Source organism: Roseibium sp. M-1, from assembly GCF_054515675.1.
Map to the genome: position 1 here is coordinate 1,930,820 of NZ_CM137257.1, position 17,653 is coordinate 1,948,472.

Sequence of the window (17,653 nt, forward strand, 5' to 3'; positions counted from 1 at the left end):
GGGTTCTCAGCTCCTTGTGATCGCCAGGCCGTCGTGACTGACGATGGTTTCTCCCGGAAAGCCCTTTGTGGCTTCCAGCCATTCTTGCTTTTCGAACCCCGGCAGGTCTGCCGGGATCAGGTGATTGAGCACCAGCGTCTTCGCGCCGGCCGCCGCCGCAATCTTTGCCGCGTCCGGCGCCATCGTATGGCTCGCCAGCAGATGCTCGCGCAGGCGTTCGCCATTGCCGGTAATCTCGACGATGCGATCGACACCGCGGGCCAGCATCGCTTCGTGGACGAGCAGGTCGCAGTCCTTCGAAAATTCCGCGAGCGGCGGGAAATAGGCCGTGTCGGCGGAGAAGACGACCGACCAGCCGTCCACTTCGAAGCGCAGGGCAAAGCAGTCGACCACCGGCGGATGATCGACCCGGAGCGCCTTGACCGAGACCTTGTCGTCGCCAAGCGGCAGCTCGCCTTCCTGGATCAGATGGATCTCGACCAGACCGCGCAGGTCCGGACGGCCTTCGTCGTCAATCCTGAGGTCTATGTCGTAACGCATGGAATCCAGGAACCCGTCCCAGTATTCCATCAGGTCCGCCGGACCGAAGACCTTGACCGGCGTCGCCAGGCCCGTCGTCCAGGCCGTGTGAATGAGCGGTCCCAGTTCCAGAACATGGTCGGAATGCATGTGGGTGATGAAGATGAGGTCGAGCTCCTTCAGCACCATGCCCGCATCGATCAGCCCGCGCGTGACGCCGAGGCCGCAATCGACCACGCAGCGGCGGCCGCCGATGTCGAGAAGGGAACTCGTCGGCGACGGACCGCCCGGACGAATGGCCGGACCGCCCTTGGAGCCGAGAATGACCAGGCGGTCTTCACGATCCGCAACTGCTGATGTGCTCATTATTTGTCCCAGGTTCCTTCGGGCGTGCCATCGAATTTTTTGCCCAGGGAGTCCCAGCAGTCAATGTAATCGTCCTGGAGAGGGGCTTGCCTGGCGGCAAATTCCGTCAGGTGCTGCGGGAATCTTGTCTCGAACATGAAGGACATGGTGTTGTCGAGCTTCTCCGCCTTCAGGTCGGCATTGGACGCTCCCTCGAAGGCGTTGTTGTCCGGCCCATGCGGCAGCATCATGTTGTGCAGGCTCATGCCGCCCGGCACGAAGCCCTGCGGCTTGGCATCGTACTGGCCGTAGATGTTGCCCATCAGCTCGGACATGATGTTCTTGTGATACCAGGGCGGGCGGAAGGTGTTCTCGGCCACCATCCAGCGCTCGCGGAAGAGCACGAAGTCGATATTGGCCGTGCCCGGCACGCCGGAAGGTGCGGTCAGGACCGTAAAGATCGACGGGTCCGGATGATCGAACAGGATCGCACCGATCGGACAATAGTTGCGGAGATCATATTTGCAGGGCGCATAGTTACCGTGCCAGGCGACGACGTCGAGCGGCGAATGGCCGATCTTCGTTTCGTGGAACTGGCCGCACCATTTCACCGTCACCGTCGACGGGGCCTCGCGGTCCTCGTAGTGGGCAACAGGCGTCTTGAAGTCGCGGCGATTGGCCATGCAGTTGGCACCGATAGGTCCCCTGCCCGGCAGCTCGAACTTCTGGCCGTAATTCTCGCAGACAAAGCCCCGTGCCGGGCCTTCCACGAGTTCGACCCGGTATACGAGGCCGCGCGGCAGGATGGCGATTTCCTTCGGCTCCAGCTCGATGACGCCGAGTTCGGTGCAAAAGCGCAGGACACCTTCCTGCGGCACCACCAGAAGCTCGCTGTCGGCGGAGTAGAAATACTCGTCCTCCATCGACTTGGTCACCAGATAGATGTGGCTGGCCATACCGACCTGGGTATTGACGTCGCCGGCCGTCGTCATGGTGCGCATGCCGGTCATCCAGTTGAGGCCTTCGCCGGAATGCGGCACCGGGTCCCAGCGGTACTGGCCGAGCGACACGACATCGTCGCAGACATTCGGCGCGGATTTCCAGTAAGGCAGATCGATCTTCCTGAAGCGGCCGGTGTGCTTGACCGACGGACGGATGCGGTAGCACCAGGTGCGCTCGTTCTGGTGGCTGGGTGCCGTAAACGCAGTGCCTGAAAGCTGTTCGCCATAAAGGCCATAGGCGCATTTCTGCGGGCTGTTCATCCCCTGCGGCAAGGAGCCCGGCAGGGTCTCGGTTTCAAAATCGTTGCCGAAGCCCGGCATATATTCAAGGGTCGAATTGCGGCCCTTGCCTGAGAGATTTTGACTGCTGTCCGTTCTCTGATCCATGACATCCTCCCGGTTCGGAGTGAATTTAGTTGCATATGTAACCAATTTGATCCACCGGATCAAGCGGTGATCTGCTCTCTGATCATCTTTGCCGGAGTTCCGCAGTTTTCAGGCTCGGTCACTCTGGTAAATTCTTGCGGCTTGAACCTGCCCGCATTCTGATCTATACAAGAACAAAATAGGAACATTTGAGGTTACCGATGCGGCTGGCCAATCCCTCCCATGAGCAATCCTGTGCGGTTCTTGCCGCGTCGTCTCCTGTTCTGGACGCTGTCCCGACCACGGACGTCACGCCCGCAGACGTGCGCACCATGATGCTTTATCTGCGCACTGCGCGGGAACGGGCAATCGCCATCCGCGAACGCTCGCCCGGCGGCAGTTATCTGGAAAGCGTGCTGACCCGCACCATCGACGGCATCACGCTGGAACTGTCGCAGCTCGAGTATCTTCTGGCGCAGAAGCCAGGCGATGCTTCCCCGGACGGATCCAAGCGCAGAATGCGTCCGGCCATCTGAGAAGGTCGGACAATCGGGACATTCAGTCCAGATGCTTCAATGGACCAAAATACCCGAGAACCGTCTTCAGCTTGCCGGTTTCCTCGTCGATCCAGACAACATCCAGCCCCTCAGGCAGCGCCGTGCCGTCTGCCTTGACCAGCTGCCAGGCAAATCGCGCCGTGCCGTGATGGCTGTCGACCGCGCTGGTGCGCACGACCTTCGCCCCGACCCGGCCCGCCAAAACGCCGGAAATGTGGTCCACAAGATCCGCGCAGCCCGCAACGTCCGTCTGGGGATCAGTATAGCGCACATCTGGTGTCACAACCTTCTCAAGCTGCTCCCGGCGGTAGTCGGGATCCCGTTCCGACCAGGCGGCACAATAAAGGTCGATGGTCTCTTCCAGCGTCATCCGGCGCCTCCCTTTGCACTTGGAAAAGCATGCGCGAAAATGTGGTGCTTCGCCAGCGTGTCGATGAAACCGGGTACGTTTTCAGCGATCAAGAAAAGTGGACAAAGTTGTGTGGAATCTGAGTTTGTGGCCGATCCTTCGAGACGCCGCTAGCGCGGCTCCTCAGGATGAGGTCGAGGGTATCAGTGGTGCGCGTCGGACACGCACAACCTCATCCTGAGGAGGCCGTCAGGCCGTCTCGAAGGATGGGCCGCTAGCTCATAGCTTGACCATTGCGGGAGAAAAAAGGCTGAGAGTCGAAAAGGAACATCCCGACGAATGGCTCGCAAAATCTGCCCGGAAAAATCGCCTTAAGCCGCCGCCTCGTCACCGGGGGCAGTCTGCCAGCCAAGGTCGGTCAGAGTGACGATGCGGTTGCCGCGCAGGTCGGTGGCGCAGACGAGAAAACCGCGTTCTTCCATATGGCTCAGCAGCCAGCGGGCACGGCCGGGAGAGCGGGTGCCGTAGGCGGTCGCGATTTCGATATTGCCGGGGCACGGCGCCTTGGCAATCGCCGCCTTGGCCAGCAGCAGATAGACGCCGCGCATGTCCTCCGGCAGCTCGGAGGCGATCAGCTCGGCCTGTGCCCAGGCGCTGTCGTCCATCTCGCCTTTTTCGACCCCGGCCCGGGCGACCGAAAGTTTCTCGCGGAAGCTCTGCAGGTCCGGCGCGCCGCCCGGCAGCTTGGAAATCCGGCAGCGGACCTGAAAATCCTGGTAGAGCGACGCGATCGGCTGGAAGGCGGCCTCCTCGTCCTCAAGGATGCCGGCGATGATTTCCGCGATCTTCTCTTCGCGCTCGCCGAAATCCAGGAGGCTTTCGGGCTGCGGCACCTGCTGTTCGTTGGTGCGTTGCGCGCTGGACAGTTGATCCAGCACTTCGCCGGTGGAAACCACCGGTTCGACGAACCGCTTGCGCACGGGCTGGATCTCGTCCGCGCCCGGCGTGAAGATCAGGTCCTTGGCCTCTTCCTTGGGCTGTTCCGGCAGCGGCATCAGTTTGGGGCTTCCGCCCCGGCCCATGGTTTCCACCGGCCCGATCTTCACCGGCACCGGCCGGCGCGACATGGCCGGGCCGAGGGCGATGAAATGGCCGCGGTCGAGATTTCGGAAGCTCTCCGCCTGGCGCCGTTCCATGCCGAGCAGATCCGCCGCGCGGGCCATGTCGATGTCGAGGAAGGTCCGGCCCATCAGGAAGTTGGAGGCTTCGGCGGCCACGTTCTTGGCGAGCTTGGCCAAGCGCTGCGTGGCGATGATGCCGGCAAGGCCACGCTTGCGGCCGCGGCACATCAGGTTGGTCATGGCACCGAGCGAGCGGCGGCGGGCTTCCTCAGTCACCTCGCCGGCTGCGGCAGGCGCAAACAGCTGCGCCTCGTCCACCACCACGATCATCGGATACCAGAGATCCCGGTCCGCATCGAAGAGGCCATCCAGAAACGTCGCAGCCGCCTTCATCTGCCGGTCCGCGTCAAGGCCCTCAAGGTTCAGGACGACGGAGACCCGGTGCTGGCGCACGCGCGCCGCGATCATCTGCAGGTCCTTTTCCGTGCCGGCCGCATCGACCACCACATGGCCGAACTTGTCGGCCAGAGACACGAAGTCGCCTTCCGGATCGATGATGGCCTGTTGCACCCAGGCGGCAGACTGTTCAAGCAAGCGCCTGAGAAGATGCGACTTTCCAGACCCGGAATTGCCCTGTACGAGAAGCCGGGTCGCCAGCAGTTCTTCCAAGTCGAGACCGGCACGTGCGCCGCCCGTCATTTCCCCGATATCGATTTGTACCGTCATGCGACCACTTTTCTTGCAGCCTCGGCAGCGCTGCGGCTTCTCCGTTCATCCGATTTCATGCAGTGCGGTAGTCAGCACGATTCCGGGCGGCTTGCAAAGCCACCCGGGCGGTATAGCGGGGTTTTCCCAGAATTCCACCGCAATGTGCACTGCGGGTCCGGCTTGACCCGATCTGGCTCGTCTCGAACCGGCGGAAGGATCGCGTTGAGTCAGTCTCGCTATCCCTTTCGGCAAAACCGGGTTTCTTGTGCTAAGGTCAGTTTAAACGGGGCTTTTCGGGAAATTTACCGTGACGATCTGGCATTTGACCGGCTTGCTGTACAGAATTGTTTTTACAAGGGCAAAGTGGCTGGTCACGGCATTGCTGCTATCGCTGCCTTTCCTCCAGATATCACCTGCCACTGCGAACCCCGTCCGCATCGCTGTCGGTGAATGGCCACCTTACTTTTCCGAGGAGGCCACAGGCTTCGGGACTTATGCCCAGGTTGTGACCAAAGCCTTTGAGCTGGAAGGCCTCGACGTCGAATACGGCTTCTTTCCCTGGAAACGGGCGTTGCTGGAGACCCAGGAAGGCCGCTGGGATGCCTCTGCCGGTTGGGGCAGAACCTCGGAACGGGAACCCTTTTTCCATTTCTGCGATGCCGTGCTCATGGAATTCGAACAGTTTTTCTATGCAGTCGACCGTCCGGTTTCAGCGAAAGACATGAGCGACCTTGAAGGACTGAGCCTCGGTGTGATCGAAGGTGCTGCCCTCGGAGAGGACCTTGACCGGCTGGTCTCGAAAGGCACCGTCACCATCACCCGGCAGGCGACGCTGGAAGATCTCTTCATCATGCTCAATGTCGGCCGTATCGACCTTGTCATGAGCAATGGCGAAGTTGCTGCCGATTCGATCTCCAAGGCCTTTCAAGGCGGCGGTGCCGAGAGGTTCCGCCCCCTGACGGACGTCGCGGTTGAATGGGACTACAGGGTGATCGTCTCGAAAAAGATCGAAAAGGGCGAAGAGCTCTGTACCCGGTTCAATCATGGGCTGAAGGCGCTGCGCGACAGCGGAGAATACGACCGGCTGCTCTGGCCGGAGCAGATCAAGGAAGATAACGGCGAAAACAGCCCCTCCTGAAGCAAGTTCTCTTGCCCCTCGCCGAGCCCTTTCAAGCGAGGCCACTTCCTTGTCACAATGATTTCAACCTCCGCCTCTTCACATGCCGGCAATACGCCCCATGTCATTGAAAAGTCATCCTTACGGGAACCGGACCAGATGCAGATCCACGCAGACCTGACGCAACCAGCCATCGTCGACAGTGCCACGCTCGACTGGGTGCCTTCACCCATGGCCGGTGTCGAAAGGCGCATGCTGGAGCGCGATGGCGGCGAGGTTGCCCGGGCGACCAGCCTGGTCCGCTATGCACCCGGCTCAGCCTTTTCCGCTCACAAGCACGAGATGGGCGAGGAGTTTCTTGTTCTGGACGGTGTCTTTTCCGACGAAAGCGGCGACTTTCCCAAAGGCATGTATGTGCGCAACCCACCCGGTTCCAGCCATGTGCCATCCAGCGAGCCGGGGGCGGTGATCCTGGTGAAATTGCGCCAGATGCAGCCGACTGACGATGCCTTTGTCCGCATCAACACGCTGGACCCCGCCGGCTGGCAGAACGGTCGCGCGGGCGAACACATCCTGCCTCTCTTCATCAGCCCGGACGAGGAAGTCGTCATGCTCGATTGGGAACGCGGTGCGGCCTTTGACACACAGGCCTTCCCCGGCGGGGTGGAATATTTTGTCGTTGAGGGAAGTTTTTCAGACGAGAGCGGCCGCCATGACCAGGGCACCTGGCTGCGCCTGCCACCCGGAAGCCGTCAGAGGGTCAGCACCACACAGGGAACCCGCGTGTGGCGCAAGACCGGTCATCTGGCTGGCTGATGACCCGGCAGCAGGTTTGACGAAGCTTTGGCCAGCATCGACGTGACGATCCTCTTGTGAAACGGCAGGATGAGTGCCAGGTAGGCATGGCCTGCTATATTGTGGCGTTTGCAGCAGGTCGCGGCGAAGATCTTCGGTGTGTCTCCGGCGGAGCGGAAGACGGAAATCCGGAAATCCTGGTGCCAGTCGTCCTCACCAAGAATGATCTCGTTCTCGGCAACGGAATAGATCCTGAAGAAACCGATCCGGTCTCCCGGCCCCTTCGCAGCAGGATCGGGCGCGCCCTGGTTCTCCGAGAGCTTTTTGGTCGTCTTCATCCCGGCAAGTCCGACCAGCCGGTCGCGCAAGGACATCAAAGCCGACACCCAGCCTATTTCGGCCGTCAGAATGTGATTGGCCAGAACCCGCATGTCGGCAACGGCGAGATCGTCCCTCCCCTCAAGCGGCATGGAAAAGGTGTCGAGATAGTCATTCGGCGCGGCATAGGCGTGGAGGCGGCTTTCCGCCGGTAGCGTGTCGGCTGTGCTCATGCCCGGCTCCTGTCGAATGTTGCAAGCAGGAGAAGCATAACCCCGTTTCCTCGCGCGCCCCCTGAGCAGATTGCCGCAGTTGAGAACGCTCCGAGAAACCAAAACCTTCCCGCAGTCGTCCCGGACGCAGCGAAGCGTAGATCCGGGACCGGTGAGCCGAGGCCTATCATGGACATGACCGACAATGGCGATGTCCCTGCCTCCCCGGTCCCGGCTCGCGCTGTGCTTGGCCAGGATGACGATGGCGGGATTTTCAGAGCAACCAAATGGCCGGTTTTCCCGCCGTCCCTTTCAAACCAGAGACTTCAGCCCCAGGCGCCGGCAAAGGCGATTTCGTCGAGCGGCTTGCGGCTGCTCGGTGTTTCGCGTGTCTGCAGGCTTTCCGGCAGCTCGGCGACATCGCCGCGGCGGCCGATGGCGAAGGCGATATGTGGCTGGAAGCGTGATGGTACGCCGAGCTTTGAATGGATCTCGTCCTTCAGGATGCCGGCCATGCCGTGGCTGTGATAGCCAAGCGCGGTGGCCTGCAGCGCTGCATGGGTCCATGCGGATCCGGCATCGAACACATGGGCACCGTTCGCCCGGTTGGGCTTGCCGTCCTTGCCGTCCACCTCACTGTCGGAGAAGAGATAGACAAGCGCGGAGGCGTGCCGGGCCCAGTCGCGATTGAACGGGTTGAGCAGGTCGACCAGGGTCTGCCAGTTGGCATCGCCGCGACGGGCATAGACAAAGCGCCAGGGCTGGATGTTGAAGGCTGACGGCGCCCAGCGGGCGGCTTCCAGGATCGTCTTCAGGTCCGCCTCCGGCATTTCGGAACGGTCGAAGGAGCGCGGCGACCAGCGGTCGACAAACAGGTTTTCGATCGGGTGGGCGGGCGTACGGGCAGTCATCGGGTTTTCTCCAGTCTCTGGTCCGGGCTTGTAGCTGCCCGGACGAGGTGGAGATAGGGCGTTTTTATCTTTATATCAAGATACTTTGTATCGAGATATTATTCTGCTGGTACCAGGTCCCCTTTTCTTGCCGGTTTTGCCGCAATCGCCGGGGCGACCAAAATGGCAGAGAGAACCAAGGCAGCCGAGGCGGCTTCCCGCAGACCTATGGTCTCGCCAAAGACCAGCCAGCCGACAAGGAACATGGTGGGAAGCTCGAAGCTTCCGGCGGCTGCGGCGCGCACCGGCCCCACCTTCTGGCAGGCGATTGTGAAGAGGATCTGGGGGATAAGCGCAGTCGCCAGCCCCATCGTGACGATCAGTGCCCATTCGTTACCTGTGGAGGGCAGCACCGAGCCCTGTCCCTCATGGATTGCCAGGGGCAGGAGCCCGATGACGGAACCGGAGAGCCCGCAGGCCGTTCGTTCCGCGGAATTCAGAGCACCGGCAAGACCGCTGAGGACGACCACAAGAAAGCCGAAGGCGACCGGTGCCGGAACGGCCCACAGGAGTGCCTGGAAGACCTCGGGAGAGAGCGTCGACGGGTCGAGCAGAAGTGCGGCCGCCACCACAACCAGTCCGGCGGCGGCAAAGGAACGCCACGTCAGAGCCTGCCGCAGAAGCAAAAAGGCAAAGAGGGCTGCGAAGACCGGGTAGGACATATAGACTACGCCGGCTGCGGCCACCGGCGCAGTCTGCAAGGCTTCCAGATACCCGATCAGGCTGAGACCGAGCACGCATCCTGCTCCAGCCATCAGCAGCGCCCCGCCCCGCTTGTGCTTTTGCAAAGGCAGGAACGGCAAGAGGAAGACCACGGAAAATCCGTACCGGTAGAGCGCAATCGTCGCCGGCCCCGTCCCCAGTCCCTGGAGTTCCCGGACGAAGACGGGAACCAGGCCGAAACAGGCGGCCGAGGCGGCAATGACGAGCGTTGCTCTGGTGGGGTCAAGACGAAGGAAGGAAAGGGTCGCGGTCTTCATGCTTCGTCGATACAGCTGTCAGGCGAATAAATGAAATTCCTAGTTTTCATCTTCTTCATGAAATGGTTTCATGTAGACCATGATCCCGCGTCTTGCCCTGCATCACCTCACCCTGCTTTCGGCCCTGAACGAAACCGGCAGCATGACCGCGTCCGCCTCCCGCCTCGGCGTGACCCAATCCGCCGCTTCACATCGGCTGAAGGAGGCCGAAAGACGCCTCGGTCTCACACTGGCGCGACGGGCGGAGAACAGGATCGAACTAACGCCGGAAGGCGAACGGCTGCGGCACCTCGGGGACACCTTCCTCGCCGAGCTTTTCCGCCTGGAACAGGAACTGGAAGCCTCCGCCCGAGACGCCAAGCTGCTGGTCCGCCTTGGGCAGGCGACCTACAGCCGCTATCACTGGTTCCCCGCCTTTCTTGCCTATCTTGAGGCTTCCGACCCGCAACTCAGTGTAGACCTGTCGTCCCGGGCAACCGCCCATCCGCTCGCTTCGCTGCTTGACGGGTCCGTCGACGTGTCGCTTGTTTTCGGACGGGAACCGGCTCTTTCACAATTCCGCTCGGTGAAACTCGGAACGGACCCGATCGTCGCCGTCCTTGCCAGAAAACATCCGCTGGCAGCCGAACCAATCGTCAACAGCGAGAACATGGGCGACGAACGCTTCTTCGTCTATCCGCTGACGGCTGAACCCGGATTCGACTGGACCACACTGCTCGGCGCCCCAAACCAACCCTTCCGGCGGCTGACGCCGATGCCGACACCCGAAGCGGTGATCGATCTGGTGCGGGCAAACTTCGGCGTCGCCATCTTTTCCAAATGGGCGATCGAGCCGGAATTGGCCGACGGTACGCTCGTCTCCCGCCCGATTGCCGAAGGCGGCGTCGTCATGGACTGGTGGTGCGTGCGGCGCGCCTCGGATCCGGACGACAGTCCGGCAGCCCGCCTCACGGCCGCATTGGCGGCGTGGAGCCGGGAGACCGAGCGGGCGCTGTCGACCCTTGCTTTCGGCGGCGGAACGACCGGGGCCTGAAACGCCTTGTAAAAAATGGCTAGTGCTGCAGCCGGGAACTGACCTAAGCTTGCCTCAGGAACCGAAAGGGGCACGGATGGCACTTTCCGAAAAGGCGCGCAAACGCGGACTGGTTCTGGCCATGGGCACTCTCGGTGGCCTGGTGATGCTGGATGAAACTATCCTCGGTGTCTCCCTGCCGGCGATCCGCTCGGAAATGGGCCTCTCGCCGACCGTCACCCACTGGATCATCAACGCCTACATGCTGACCTTCACCTGTTTTGCCGCCATCGGCGGCAAGGCGATCGATCTCTTCGGCCTGCGTCCGGCGCTGATCGTCAGCGGCCTGGTCTTCACCGCTGCGAGCCTCCTGGCCGGGTTCGCGGACGGGGCTGCCATGCTGATCACCATGCGCGTGGTCCAGGGCCTGTGCGCGGCAATCCTCTTCCCGATGACCTTCGCCGCGGCAACCCTCACCTTCGACAAGGCGGAGCGCGGCCGCGCCATCGGAATTCTCGCCGGCATGGCGACCGTCTTTCTGGCGGCGGGTCCCCTGCTTGGCGGCGTGCTGACCGACTTCCTCTCCTGGCGCTGGGTGTTCTGGGTCAACATTCCCGTCGTCGCCGTGGGCGGCGTATTGGCCTACCTGCTTTGGCAGAAACCGGATCAGGAAATCCCGCGCCCGGTGATCGACCGGATCGGCCTCATTTTCCTGCTGATCGGCATGACGGGACTGATCTTCGGCCTGATGGAAGGTCCCGACTTCGGCTGGACGTCCGCCACAATCCTCATCAGCCTTGCAGCCGGCCTGGCGGGACTTGTCGCCTTCATCGCCTTTGAAGCCCGGCAGGAAAAGCCTCTGATCGACGTGCGCCTCTTCCGCAACAAGGCCTTTCATGCCAGCGCGCTGGTCATTCTGCTGACCCAGATGAGCAAGATCGTAGTGGCGATCTACATTCCCCATTTCCTGCAGCTGGACATGAAATTCTCGGCGCTCTACGCGGGGCTTGCGACCGTGATCGCGGTGATTCCCTTCCCGTTTCTTTCCGCCGCCGTCGGCAGGTTCGCCGACACGCACGGTTCACGCCGCCCTGTGCTGCTGGCGCTGGCCGTTGTCGCATTCGCAAGCGCTGCCATGGGCGGCCTGACCCAGTTCCAGAATTACTGGGTGCTGGCGCCGGTGCTGCTGATCTGGGGCATCGCCCTGCCCTTCGCCATGATCCCGACCGGCCGGATCACCGCCAACGCGGTGCCGCTCGAAAAGCAGGGAGAGGTCAGCGGCCTTGTCATCACCGCCCGGCTGGTCGGCGGCACGCTCGGCGTCACCATGGGCAGCGTGCTCCTGGCCATGGGCGCCGGTTTCGGCTCCATCTTCTGGGTGATGGGCGGCCTCATCGCACTCAGCTGTGCCTATGGCATGACGGCGTTTGCGAAAGATGCGCCTGAGCCCGCGAAGTCTTGAACGGTTATCTCATTGCATCGACAGGTGAGACGGGAGATCAGACGAAGTCACCCTTGTACTGCTCCCGAAGCACATTCTTCTGGATCTTGCCCATGGTGTTGCGGGGCAGGCTTTCCAGGACATGAACCTTCTTGGGCTGCTTGAACTTCGCCAGCCGGTCGCTCAGGGATGACTGGACACTCTCCTGCTCCAGATCCGCACCGGGCTTTGGCGCCAGGACCGCCACCACCGCCTCGCCGAAATCGGGATGAGGAACGCCGATAACCGCGCTTTCGGCAACGCCCGGCAGTTCATCGAGCAAGGCTTCCACTTCGGCCGGATAGACATTGAAGCCACCGGAGATGATCAGGTCCTTGGACCGGCCGACAATGGCAACATAGCCGTCCGCGTCGATCCGGCCCATGTCGCCGGTGATGAAATAGCCGTCCGCGCGGAATTCCTGCGCAGTTTTCTCCGGCATGCGCCAGTAGCCCATAAAGACATTCGGGCCCTTGATCTCGATGATCCCGACCTCGCCCTGTGGCACCTCGCGGCCGGTCTTCGGATCGACAACGCGCAAGCCGACGCTCGGCAACGGAAAGCCGACGGTCCCCGGGCGGCGCTCGCCGTCATAGGGGTTGGAAGTGTTCATGTTGGTCTCGGTCATGCCGTAGCGTTCCAGGATCGCGTGGCCGGTCCTGTCCGAGAATTCCCTGTGCACTTCCGCCGAAAGCGGTGCCGACCCGGAAATGAATAGCCGCATGTGCCGTGCCAGATCGCGGGTGAAGCGGTCGGACCCCAGAAGACGGGTATAGAAGGTCGGCACGCCCATCATGGCCGTTGCCTTCGGCAAGGCGGCAAGCACCTGTTCCAGATCGAATTTCGGCAGGAACAGCATGGAGCCGCCGGCCATCATCAGGCAGTTGGTGGCAACGAACAGCCCATGGGTATGAAAGATCGGCAGGGCATGCAAAAGCACGTCGTCCGTCGTGAAACGCCAGTATTTCACCATGGTCTGCGAGTTTGACGCCAGATTGCCATGGCTGAGCATCGCGCCCTTGGAACGGCCGGTGGTGCCGGAAGTGTAGAGGATCGCGGCAAGGTCCTCCTCGTCACGCTGCACGGCCTGAAAGTCGGCCGGCATTTCGTCCGCGAGCTGACGCAGACTGCCCTCGCCATTGGCGTCCAGCGTTTGCAGCCGGGCGCCCGCCTTCTGCGCGGTTCCGGCAAGCGCATCCGCATTGGCCGGATCGCAGACGAAGACCGCCGGTTCCGCATCGCCGACGAAATAGGCAATCTCGGCCGCTGTATAGCCGGTGTTGAGCGGCAGGAAAACACCGCCTGCCCGGATGGTGCCGAGATAGGCCATCAGAGCGTCCGGGGTCTTCTCCACCTGGACGGCCACCCGGTCGCCGGGCCGCACACCGAGCTTATGCAGCGCTCCTGCATATTGAGCCGAGCGGGCGAGCATCTGCGCATAGGTCACCTGCGACCCGTCCGCCAGTTCCAGAAAGGTCTTCTCCGATTCGGGAATGAAGGCGGTTAGGGCGTCAAAGAGGTGGTTGCTCATTGTGAAGATCCGGTTTCGCAGGCGACAGAAGCTCTGAAGTGCCCAAATTTAAAGCAAGTCTGCCATTTTTGGGCAAGTCTTCGAAAGGCGAATGCGACGACATTACCGTTTCATAAAGCTTTGGCCTCATGCTGGAGCCTGGCCGCAAATTTGCTTCGTCAAAATTTCCGCACGTTCAGCTGAGACGAGTGAGCGCCGAACCAGCAAGCTTTAGACACGGAAGACATCCATGACGACGTTCCGACCGCAGACCCTTGCCGAATTCATCGCAGACGGCGCCATTCACGCAATCGGCATCTGCCTTGGCCTGTCGGCAACAGTGATCCTGGCGGTCACGATGTGGAATTCCGGCGACCCGGCGCGCCAGGCGACCGTGATGATCTACGCCGCCTGCCTCATGGCGATGCTGATCTGCTCCGCGCTCTACAACATGCTCGCCCGCGACAACAAGACGGGCATCCTGCGCCGCCTCGACCATGCGGCGATCTTCCTCCTGATCGCCGGCACCTATACGCCGCTCGCCGCCATGATCATCGGCGGCTGGACGGGCGGCATCCTGCTGGCTGTCGTCTGGACCGGGGCGCTGGCAGGCGCGATCGTCAAGCTTCTGCACCTGACCGGCCTTGAGAAGCTGTCCGTGCCCATTTATCTGGCGCTCGGCTGGGTGGTGGTTTTCGCGGCCAATCCCCTGATCGAGAAGGCGTCCACCTTCGGCTTCTGGATGATCGTCGCGGGTGGATTTCTCTATACCACCGGAACGGTGTTCTACGCCTGGAAACGCCTGCCGTTCCAGAACGCCATCTGGCACGCCTTCGTCTTGGCCGCCGCCGTGTGCCACTTCAGCGCCGTCTTTCATGACGTGGCAATGGCAAGGGCGCTCTAGATTTCAAGCCACTCGTCCACCAGCGTCTTCTTGGCCGAGCGAAGCGCGAGCCGGGATGACTGACTGAAGGGTCATAAAAAAGGCAGCTTCCTGGGAAGCTGCCTCTCGTTCATTTGGCCCGAATGAGCTCCCTTAAGCTTCGCTGTTCGGGTCCTTTTCCAGGACGATCACCTTTGTCTGCAGCGGCACCCGGCCGAAGAGGTCGATCACGTCCTGCTGCCACATGCGGATGCAGCCGGAAGAGACGCTTTTGCCGACGGAGTCGGGCTGGTTGGTGCCGTGGATACGGAACAGCGTGTCGGTCGCGCCTTGCCACAGGTCCATGGCACGCGCACCAAGCGGGTTCTTCAGCCCGGGCGGATACCCCTTTTCCCAATACTGCTTCAGCGACGGCTTGCGGGCGATCATTTCCTGCGGAGGCCGCCACAACGGATGTTCGCGCTTGACGCGGATCTTCGCTTCGCCCGACCAGGCGAACCCGGCCTTGCCGACACCGATGCCGTAGCGCAGCGCCTTGCTGTTGCCGAGCGTCCAGTAGAGGAAATTGTTGTAAGGGTCGACGATGATCGTGCCCGGCCGTTCGCGTGTCTTGTACTCGACAACCTGCCGCCAGTATTTCCGGTCGAATTTCTGGTAGTTGATGGCCGGCCAGGTGAAATCACCGTCCGGCAGTGCCGCATAGGCCGTTGCGTAATCGAATTCCTCACCGGGCAGTTCTGCCTGATCGGGCAGGCCGACCAGCCCGACGGATTGACATCCGGCCAGCGCAGCTGCGCTCAAGACCAGGCCGCCGGCCAGAAAACCGCGGCGGTGCATCAGGATTGCCACTCTTACAACCTCACCTTCACCCGGACGCGGTGCCGCTTCCGGACCTTGGAATTTTCCGGGCTTCTTCTTGAGCCAGGTTTTCAACAGTTGCAAGTCACATTCGCTGATGAGCCTTACATTCCGGGGCAGAATCTCTAGATTAACGCGTGTTGTGTCTTCCCTGCCCCAGTCCCAAGGTTCTTCCGTGCAAAGCTCCCCTCAGAAATCCCCCTTCCCCGTGTTCGACGGTCACAACGACACGCTGCTCAAGCTTGAAATCGACGCGATGAAGGGCACCGAACGCAACTTCTTCGATCGGTCAGATACAGGACATGTCGACTTTGTCCGGGCTGAAGAAGCCGGGTTTGCCGGTGGGCTCTTCGCCATGTTCGTGCCAAGCAATCCGGACCAGGACTTCACCAAGCCCTTCAACCCGAACGACGCCGCCAATTACCAGCCTGTGCCGCAGAAACAGGCGCTCGATTTCACCAATCGCCTGATGGAGCGCGCACAGGAGATCGAAGCCCAGTCCGAGGGCAATGTCGTCATCTGCCGGACGCCGGCGGAAAACAGGGAAACGGTGGAAGCCGGCAAGATGGCGGTCAGCCTGCATATCGAGGGTGCGGAAGCCATCGACACCAATCTTTATGCACTGGAAGAGCTTTATGGCCGCGGCCTGCGTTCGCTCGGCCTGGTCTGGAGCCGGGAAAATGCCTTTGGTTACGGCGTGCCGATGGCGCACCCAGCCTCCCCGGACACCGGCCCGGGCCTGACCGGCCCCGGCAAGGATCTGGTGCGCGGCTGCAACCAGCTCGGCGTCCTCCTGGATGTCTCCCATCTCAACGAAAAAGGCTTCTGGGATCTCGCCCGGATCACCGAGCGGCCGATCGTCGCCAGTCACTCCAATGCCCACGCGATCTGTGCCAGCAGCCGCAATCTCACCGACAAGCAGCTGGACGCGATCAAGGAAAGCGGCGGGCTCGTCGGCATCAATTTCCATGTCGCCTTCCTGCGGCCTGACGGCGGCCATTCCCGCGATACGGCCCTGTCTGTCATTGCCGACCACGCCGCCTACCTGGCCGACCGGCTTGGCGAGGATTGCGTTGCGCTCGGATCCGATTTCGACGGTTGCGTCCTGCCCCGCGACATTGGCGACGTCACCGGCCTCGGACGGTTGATGGAGGAGCTGGATGGCAGGGGCTTCAACGAAGCTGTCCTGGAGAAACTCGCCTGGAAGAACTGGATCTCGGCTCTGGAGAAAGCCGCAGCCTGACGAGGGGCGAGGAAGTCCTGCGACACCCCGCTCGCAAATTTGTGACTGGGGCTCCCGACTTAGCGATTGCATTTGCGCGACGGCGGCTAAACAATGCATTTATTGTCATTTTTGGCAGCCGTCCAAGGATGCAGAACGGCATGGATCTGAACCGCACCAGAAGCCCGGTAGGACCGTTGGCGTGAAGAGGCGGGCAGAAGCTTAGACCGGCAGGATGGCTGTGTGTGGTAGGCACGCCCCATTGACCGATCCTTCGCAACCGCGAATGACCGGGTGGAGACAGACGAGATCGTGGCCGGTGTGAATCTCCGGCCACGATCTTGCTTTGCGTTGCCAATAGACCGCTAGATCAGCGGACGCACAACCTGAATCGGTTGAGCGTCCAAAAGCTGATCGATCTTGAAGTGGTAGTGCATCTTATGTGCATTCTCCCGAACGCACATAAGATGCACTAGCCTGGTCTGACGCGGAGACGGCCATACGCGCGGCCACTGGGGGGCAGCAACTTGAATGTGTTACTTGTCGCGGACAGACGTTCGCCGGTCAGAGGAAACTCGAAAGGCAAACGGGCCCGCAAGTCCGACGCGGTCTATCAGGATCTGAAGCGCAAGATCCTGACCGGAGAAATGACGTCCGAGAGCCCGATCACCGAACAATCCCTTGCCCAGGACTATGGCTGCGCTCAGAGCACCATCCGCGAAGCCTTGATGCTGCTGCAGGAATACGGCCTGGTGGAGCGGCGCGGCTACCAGGGTACATTCGTGACCAATCCGAGCCCGCTGGAAGCCCGGCTGATGCTGAAACTGCGGCTCAATATCGAGGCGACCGGCATCGTCGAGGCGGTGAACCGCATCACGCAGGATCAGCTTGACGAGGTCATCGAGTTGGACGACCGGTTCGAGGAATGCCGTAACCGGCGGGATGTCTTCGGCTGCGCCGAAGCCGACCGGGCCATGCACCTGAAGCTCTTCAAGATCGCCAACATGCCTGTGCTGGAGCCCGTGCTTGTCCGGACTTTCATGATCCTGCAGCGGGTCATGTTGTCGACCCCGCGGCCGGAAGTCTCCTGGACCCGGCCCAACGTCACGCCTCACCGCACCATTCTCGACGCCATCGCCACCCGCAACGCTGAGATTGCCCTGGAAGCGCTGCAATCGCATATCCTGTCGAGCGCAGTTCTGCTGGCACCGCAATTCTACGGCACGGATCTGGCTCTGCTTCAGGACCAGTTCGAAGCCGGCCCCGTCCAGACGGCGGGTCTGGCCGTGCGCTGAGTTGTCGTCAGATCCCCATTTCGTCATCCCGGACGGAGCGCAGCGAAGATCCGGG

17 protein-coding genes are annotated in these 17,653 nt (G+C 61.6%); 8 read left to right on the forward strand and 9 right to left on the reverse strand.

The window, feature by feature from the left end:
• Window positions 1-6: 6 nt before the first annotated feature.
• Both ACX3M4_RS08775 and hmgA read right to left on the reverse strand, forming a co-directional pair.
• Entirely contained in the window at window positions 7-885 is an 879-nt protein-coding gene (locus ACX3M4_RS08775; RefSeq protein WP_459358201.1) for an MBL fold metallo-hydrolase, read from the reverse strand.
• The gene (gene hmgA / locus ACX3M4_RS08780) at window positions 885-2,252 is read right to left on the reverse strand and encodes a homogentisate 1,2-dioxygenase (RefSeq protein ID WP_459358202.1); all 1,368 of its coding nucleotides are present in this window, start codon (window positions 2,250-2,252) and stop codon (window positions 885-887) included. The genes ACX3M4_RS08775 and hmgA overlap by 1 nt, the downstream gene beginning before the upstream one ends.
• 200 nt (window positions 2,253-2,452) lie before the next feature.
• Between hmgA and ACX3M4_RS08785 the strand changes: the two genes are divergently transcribed.
• On the forward strand, window positions 2,453-2,767 hold the full coding sequence (locus tag ACX3M4_RS08785; RefSeq protein WP_459358203.1) for a hypothetical protein: 315 nt from the start codon (window positions 2,453-2,455) through the stop codon (window positions 2,765-2,767).
• A gap of 22 nt (window positions 2,768-2,789) precedes the next feature.
• Here ACX3M4_RS08785 and ACX3M4_RS08790 read toward each other — a convergent pair whose 3' ends face one another.
• Window positions 2,790-3,158 carry a hypothetical protein gene (locus tag ACX3M4_RS08790; RefSeq protein WP_459358204.1) on the reverse strand — a complete coding sequence of 123 codons (369 nt, stop codon included), beginning with the start codon at window positions 3,156-3,158 and terminating at the stop codon, window positions 2,790-2,792.
• A gap of 350 nt (window positions 3,159-3,508) precedes the next feature.
• Complete coding sequence (locus ACX3M4_RS08795; RefSeq protein ID WP_459358205.1) at window positions 3,509-4,984, reverse strand: helicase HerA domain-containing protein; 1,476 nt, start codon at window positions 4,982-4,984, stop codon at window positions 3,509-3,511.
• Between the two features lie 289 nt (window positions 4,985-5,273).
• On the opposite strand from ACX3M4_RS08795, the gene ACX3M4_RS08800 reads away from it, so the two are divergent.
• On the forward strand, window positions 5,274-6,104 hold the full coding sequence (locus ACX3M4_RS08800; RefSeq protein ID WP_459358206.1) for a substrate-binding periplasmic protein: 831 nt from the start codon (window positions 5,274-5,276) through the stop codon (window positions 6,102-6,104).
• Window positions 6,105-6,242: 138 nt separating this feature from the next.
• The gene (locus ACX3M4_RS08805; RefSeq protein ID WP_459358207.1) at window positions 6,243-6,899 is read left to right on the forward strand and encodes a cupin domain-containing protein; all 657 of its coding nucleotides are present in this window, start codon (window positions 6,243-6,245) and stop codon (window positions 6,897-6,899) included.
• Here the strand turns inward: ACX3M4_RS08805 and ACX3M4_RS08810 are convergent.
• The 3 genes from ACX3M4_RS08810 to ACX3M4_RS08820 all read right to left on the reverse strand — a co-directional run bounded on the left by ACX3M4_RS08810 (window position 6,884) and on the right by ACX3M4_RS08820 (window position 9,338).
• Window positions 6,884-7,429, reverse strand: coding sequence for a DUF2867 domain-containing protein (locus tag ACX3M4_RS08810; RefSeq protein WP_459358208.1), 546 nt, complete (start codon window positions 7,427-7,429; stop codon window positions 6,884-6,886). The two genes, ACX3M4_RS08805 and ACX3M4_RS08810, sit on opposite strands and share 16 nt — an antisense overlap.
• Before the next feature lie 305 nt (window positions 7,430-7,734).
• A complete protein-coding gene (locus ACX3M4_RS08815; protein WP_459358209.1) occupies window positions 7,735-8,319 on the reverse strand; it encodes a nitroreductase family protein in 585 nt (194 codons plus the stop codon).
• 98 nt (window positions 8,320-8,417) lie between these two features.
• The gene (locus ACX3M4_RS08820) at window positions 8,418-9,338 is read right to left on the reverse strand and encodes a DMT family transporter (protein ID WP_459358210.1); all 921 of its coding nucleotides are present in this window, start codon (window positions 9,336-9,338) and stop codon (window positions 8,418-8,420) included.
• A gap of 79 nt (window positions 9,339-9,417) precedes the next feature.
• Between ACX3M4_RS08820 and ACX3M4_RS08825 the strand changes: the two genes are divergently transcribed.
• Entirely contained in the window at window positions 9,418-10,371 is a 954-nt protein-coding gene (locus ACX3M4_RS08825) for a LysR family transcriptional regulator (protein WP_459358211.1), read from the forward strand.
• Window positions 10,372-10,447: 76 nt separating this feature from the next.
• Complete coding sequence (locus ACX3M4_RS08830) at window positions 10,448-11,812, forward strand: DHA2 family efflux MFS transporter permease subunit (protein ID WP_459358212.1); 1,365 nt, start codon at window positions 10,448-10,450, stop codon at window positions 11,810-11,812.
• Window positions 11,813-11,849: 37 nt separating this feature from the next.
• Here ACX3M4_RS08830 and ACX3M4_RS08835 read toward each other — a convergent pair whose 3' ends face one another.
• Complete coding sequence (locus ACX3M4_RS08835; protein WP_459358213.1) at window positions 11,850-13,361, reverse strand: malonate--CoA ligase; 1,512 nt, start codon at window positions 13,359-13,361, stop codon at window positions 11,850-11,852.
• 229 nt (window positions 13,362-13,590) lie between these two features.
• Here ACX3M4_RS08835 and trhA point away from each other — a divergent pair, with 229 nt between their 5' ends.
• Complete coding sequence (gene trhA / locus ACX3M4_RS08840; RefSeq protein ID WP_459358214.1) at window positions 13,591-14,244, forward strand: PAQR family membrane homeostasis protein TrhA; 654 nt, start codon at window positions 13,591-13,593, stop codon at window positions 14,242-14,244.
• 132 nt (window positions 14,245-14,376) lie between these two features.
• Here the strand turns inward: trhA and ACX3M4_RS08845 are convergent, their stop codons facing one another.
• On the reverse strand, window positions 14,377-15,060 hold the full coding sequence (locus ACX3M4_RS08845; RefSeq protein WP_459359398.1) for a L,D-transpeptidase: 684 nt from the start codon (window positions 15,058-15,060) through the stop codon (window positions 14,377-14,379).
• A 196-nt stretch (window positions 15,061-15,256) separates the two neighbouring features.
• Here ACX3M4_RS08845 and ACX3M4_RS08850 point away from each other — a divergent pair, with 196 nt between their 5' ends.
• The gene (locus tag ACX3M4_RS08850) at window positions 15,257-16,324 is read left to right on the forward strand and encodes a dipeptidase (protein WP_459358215.1); all 1,068 of its coding nucleotides are present in this window, start codon (window positions 15,257-15,259) and stop codon (window positions 16,322-16,324) included.
• A 512-nt stretch (window positions 16,325-16,836) separates the two neighbouring features.
• Window positions 16,837-17,598, forward strand: coding sequence for a GntR family transcriptional regulator (locus ACX3M4_RS08855; protein WP_459359399.1), 762 nt, complete (start codon window positions 16,837-16,839; stop codon window positions 17,596-17,598).
• The last annotated feature ends 55 nt before the right edge of the window (window positions 17,599-17,653 follow it).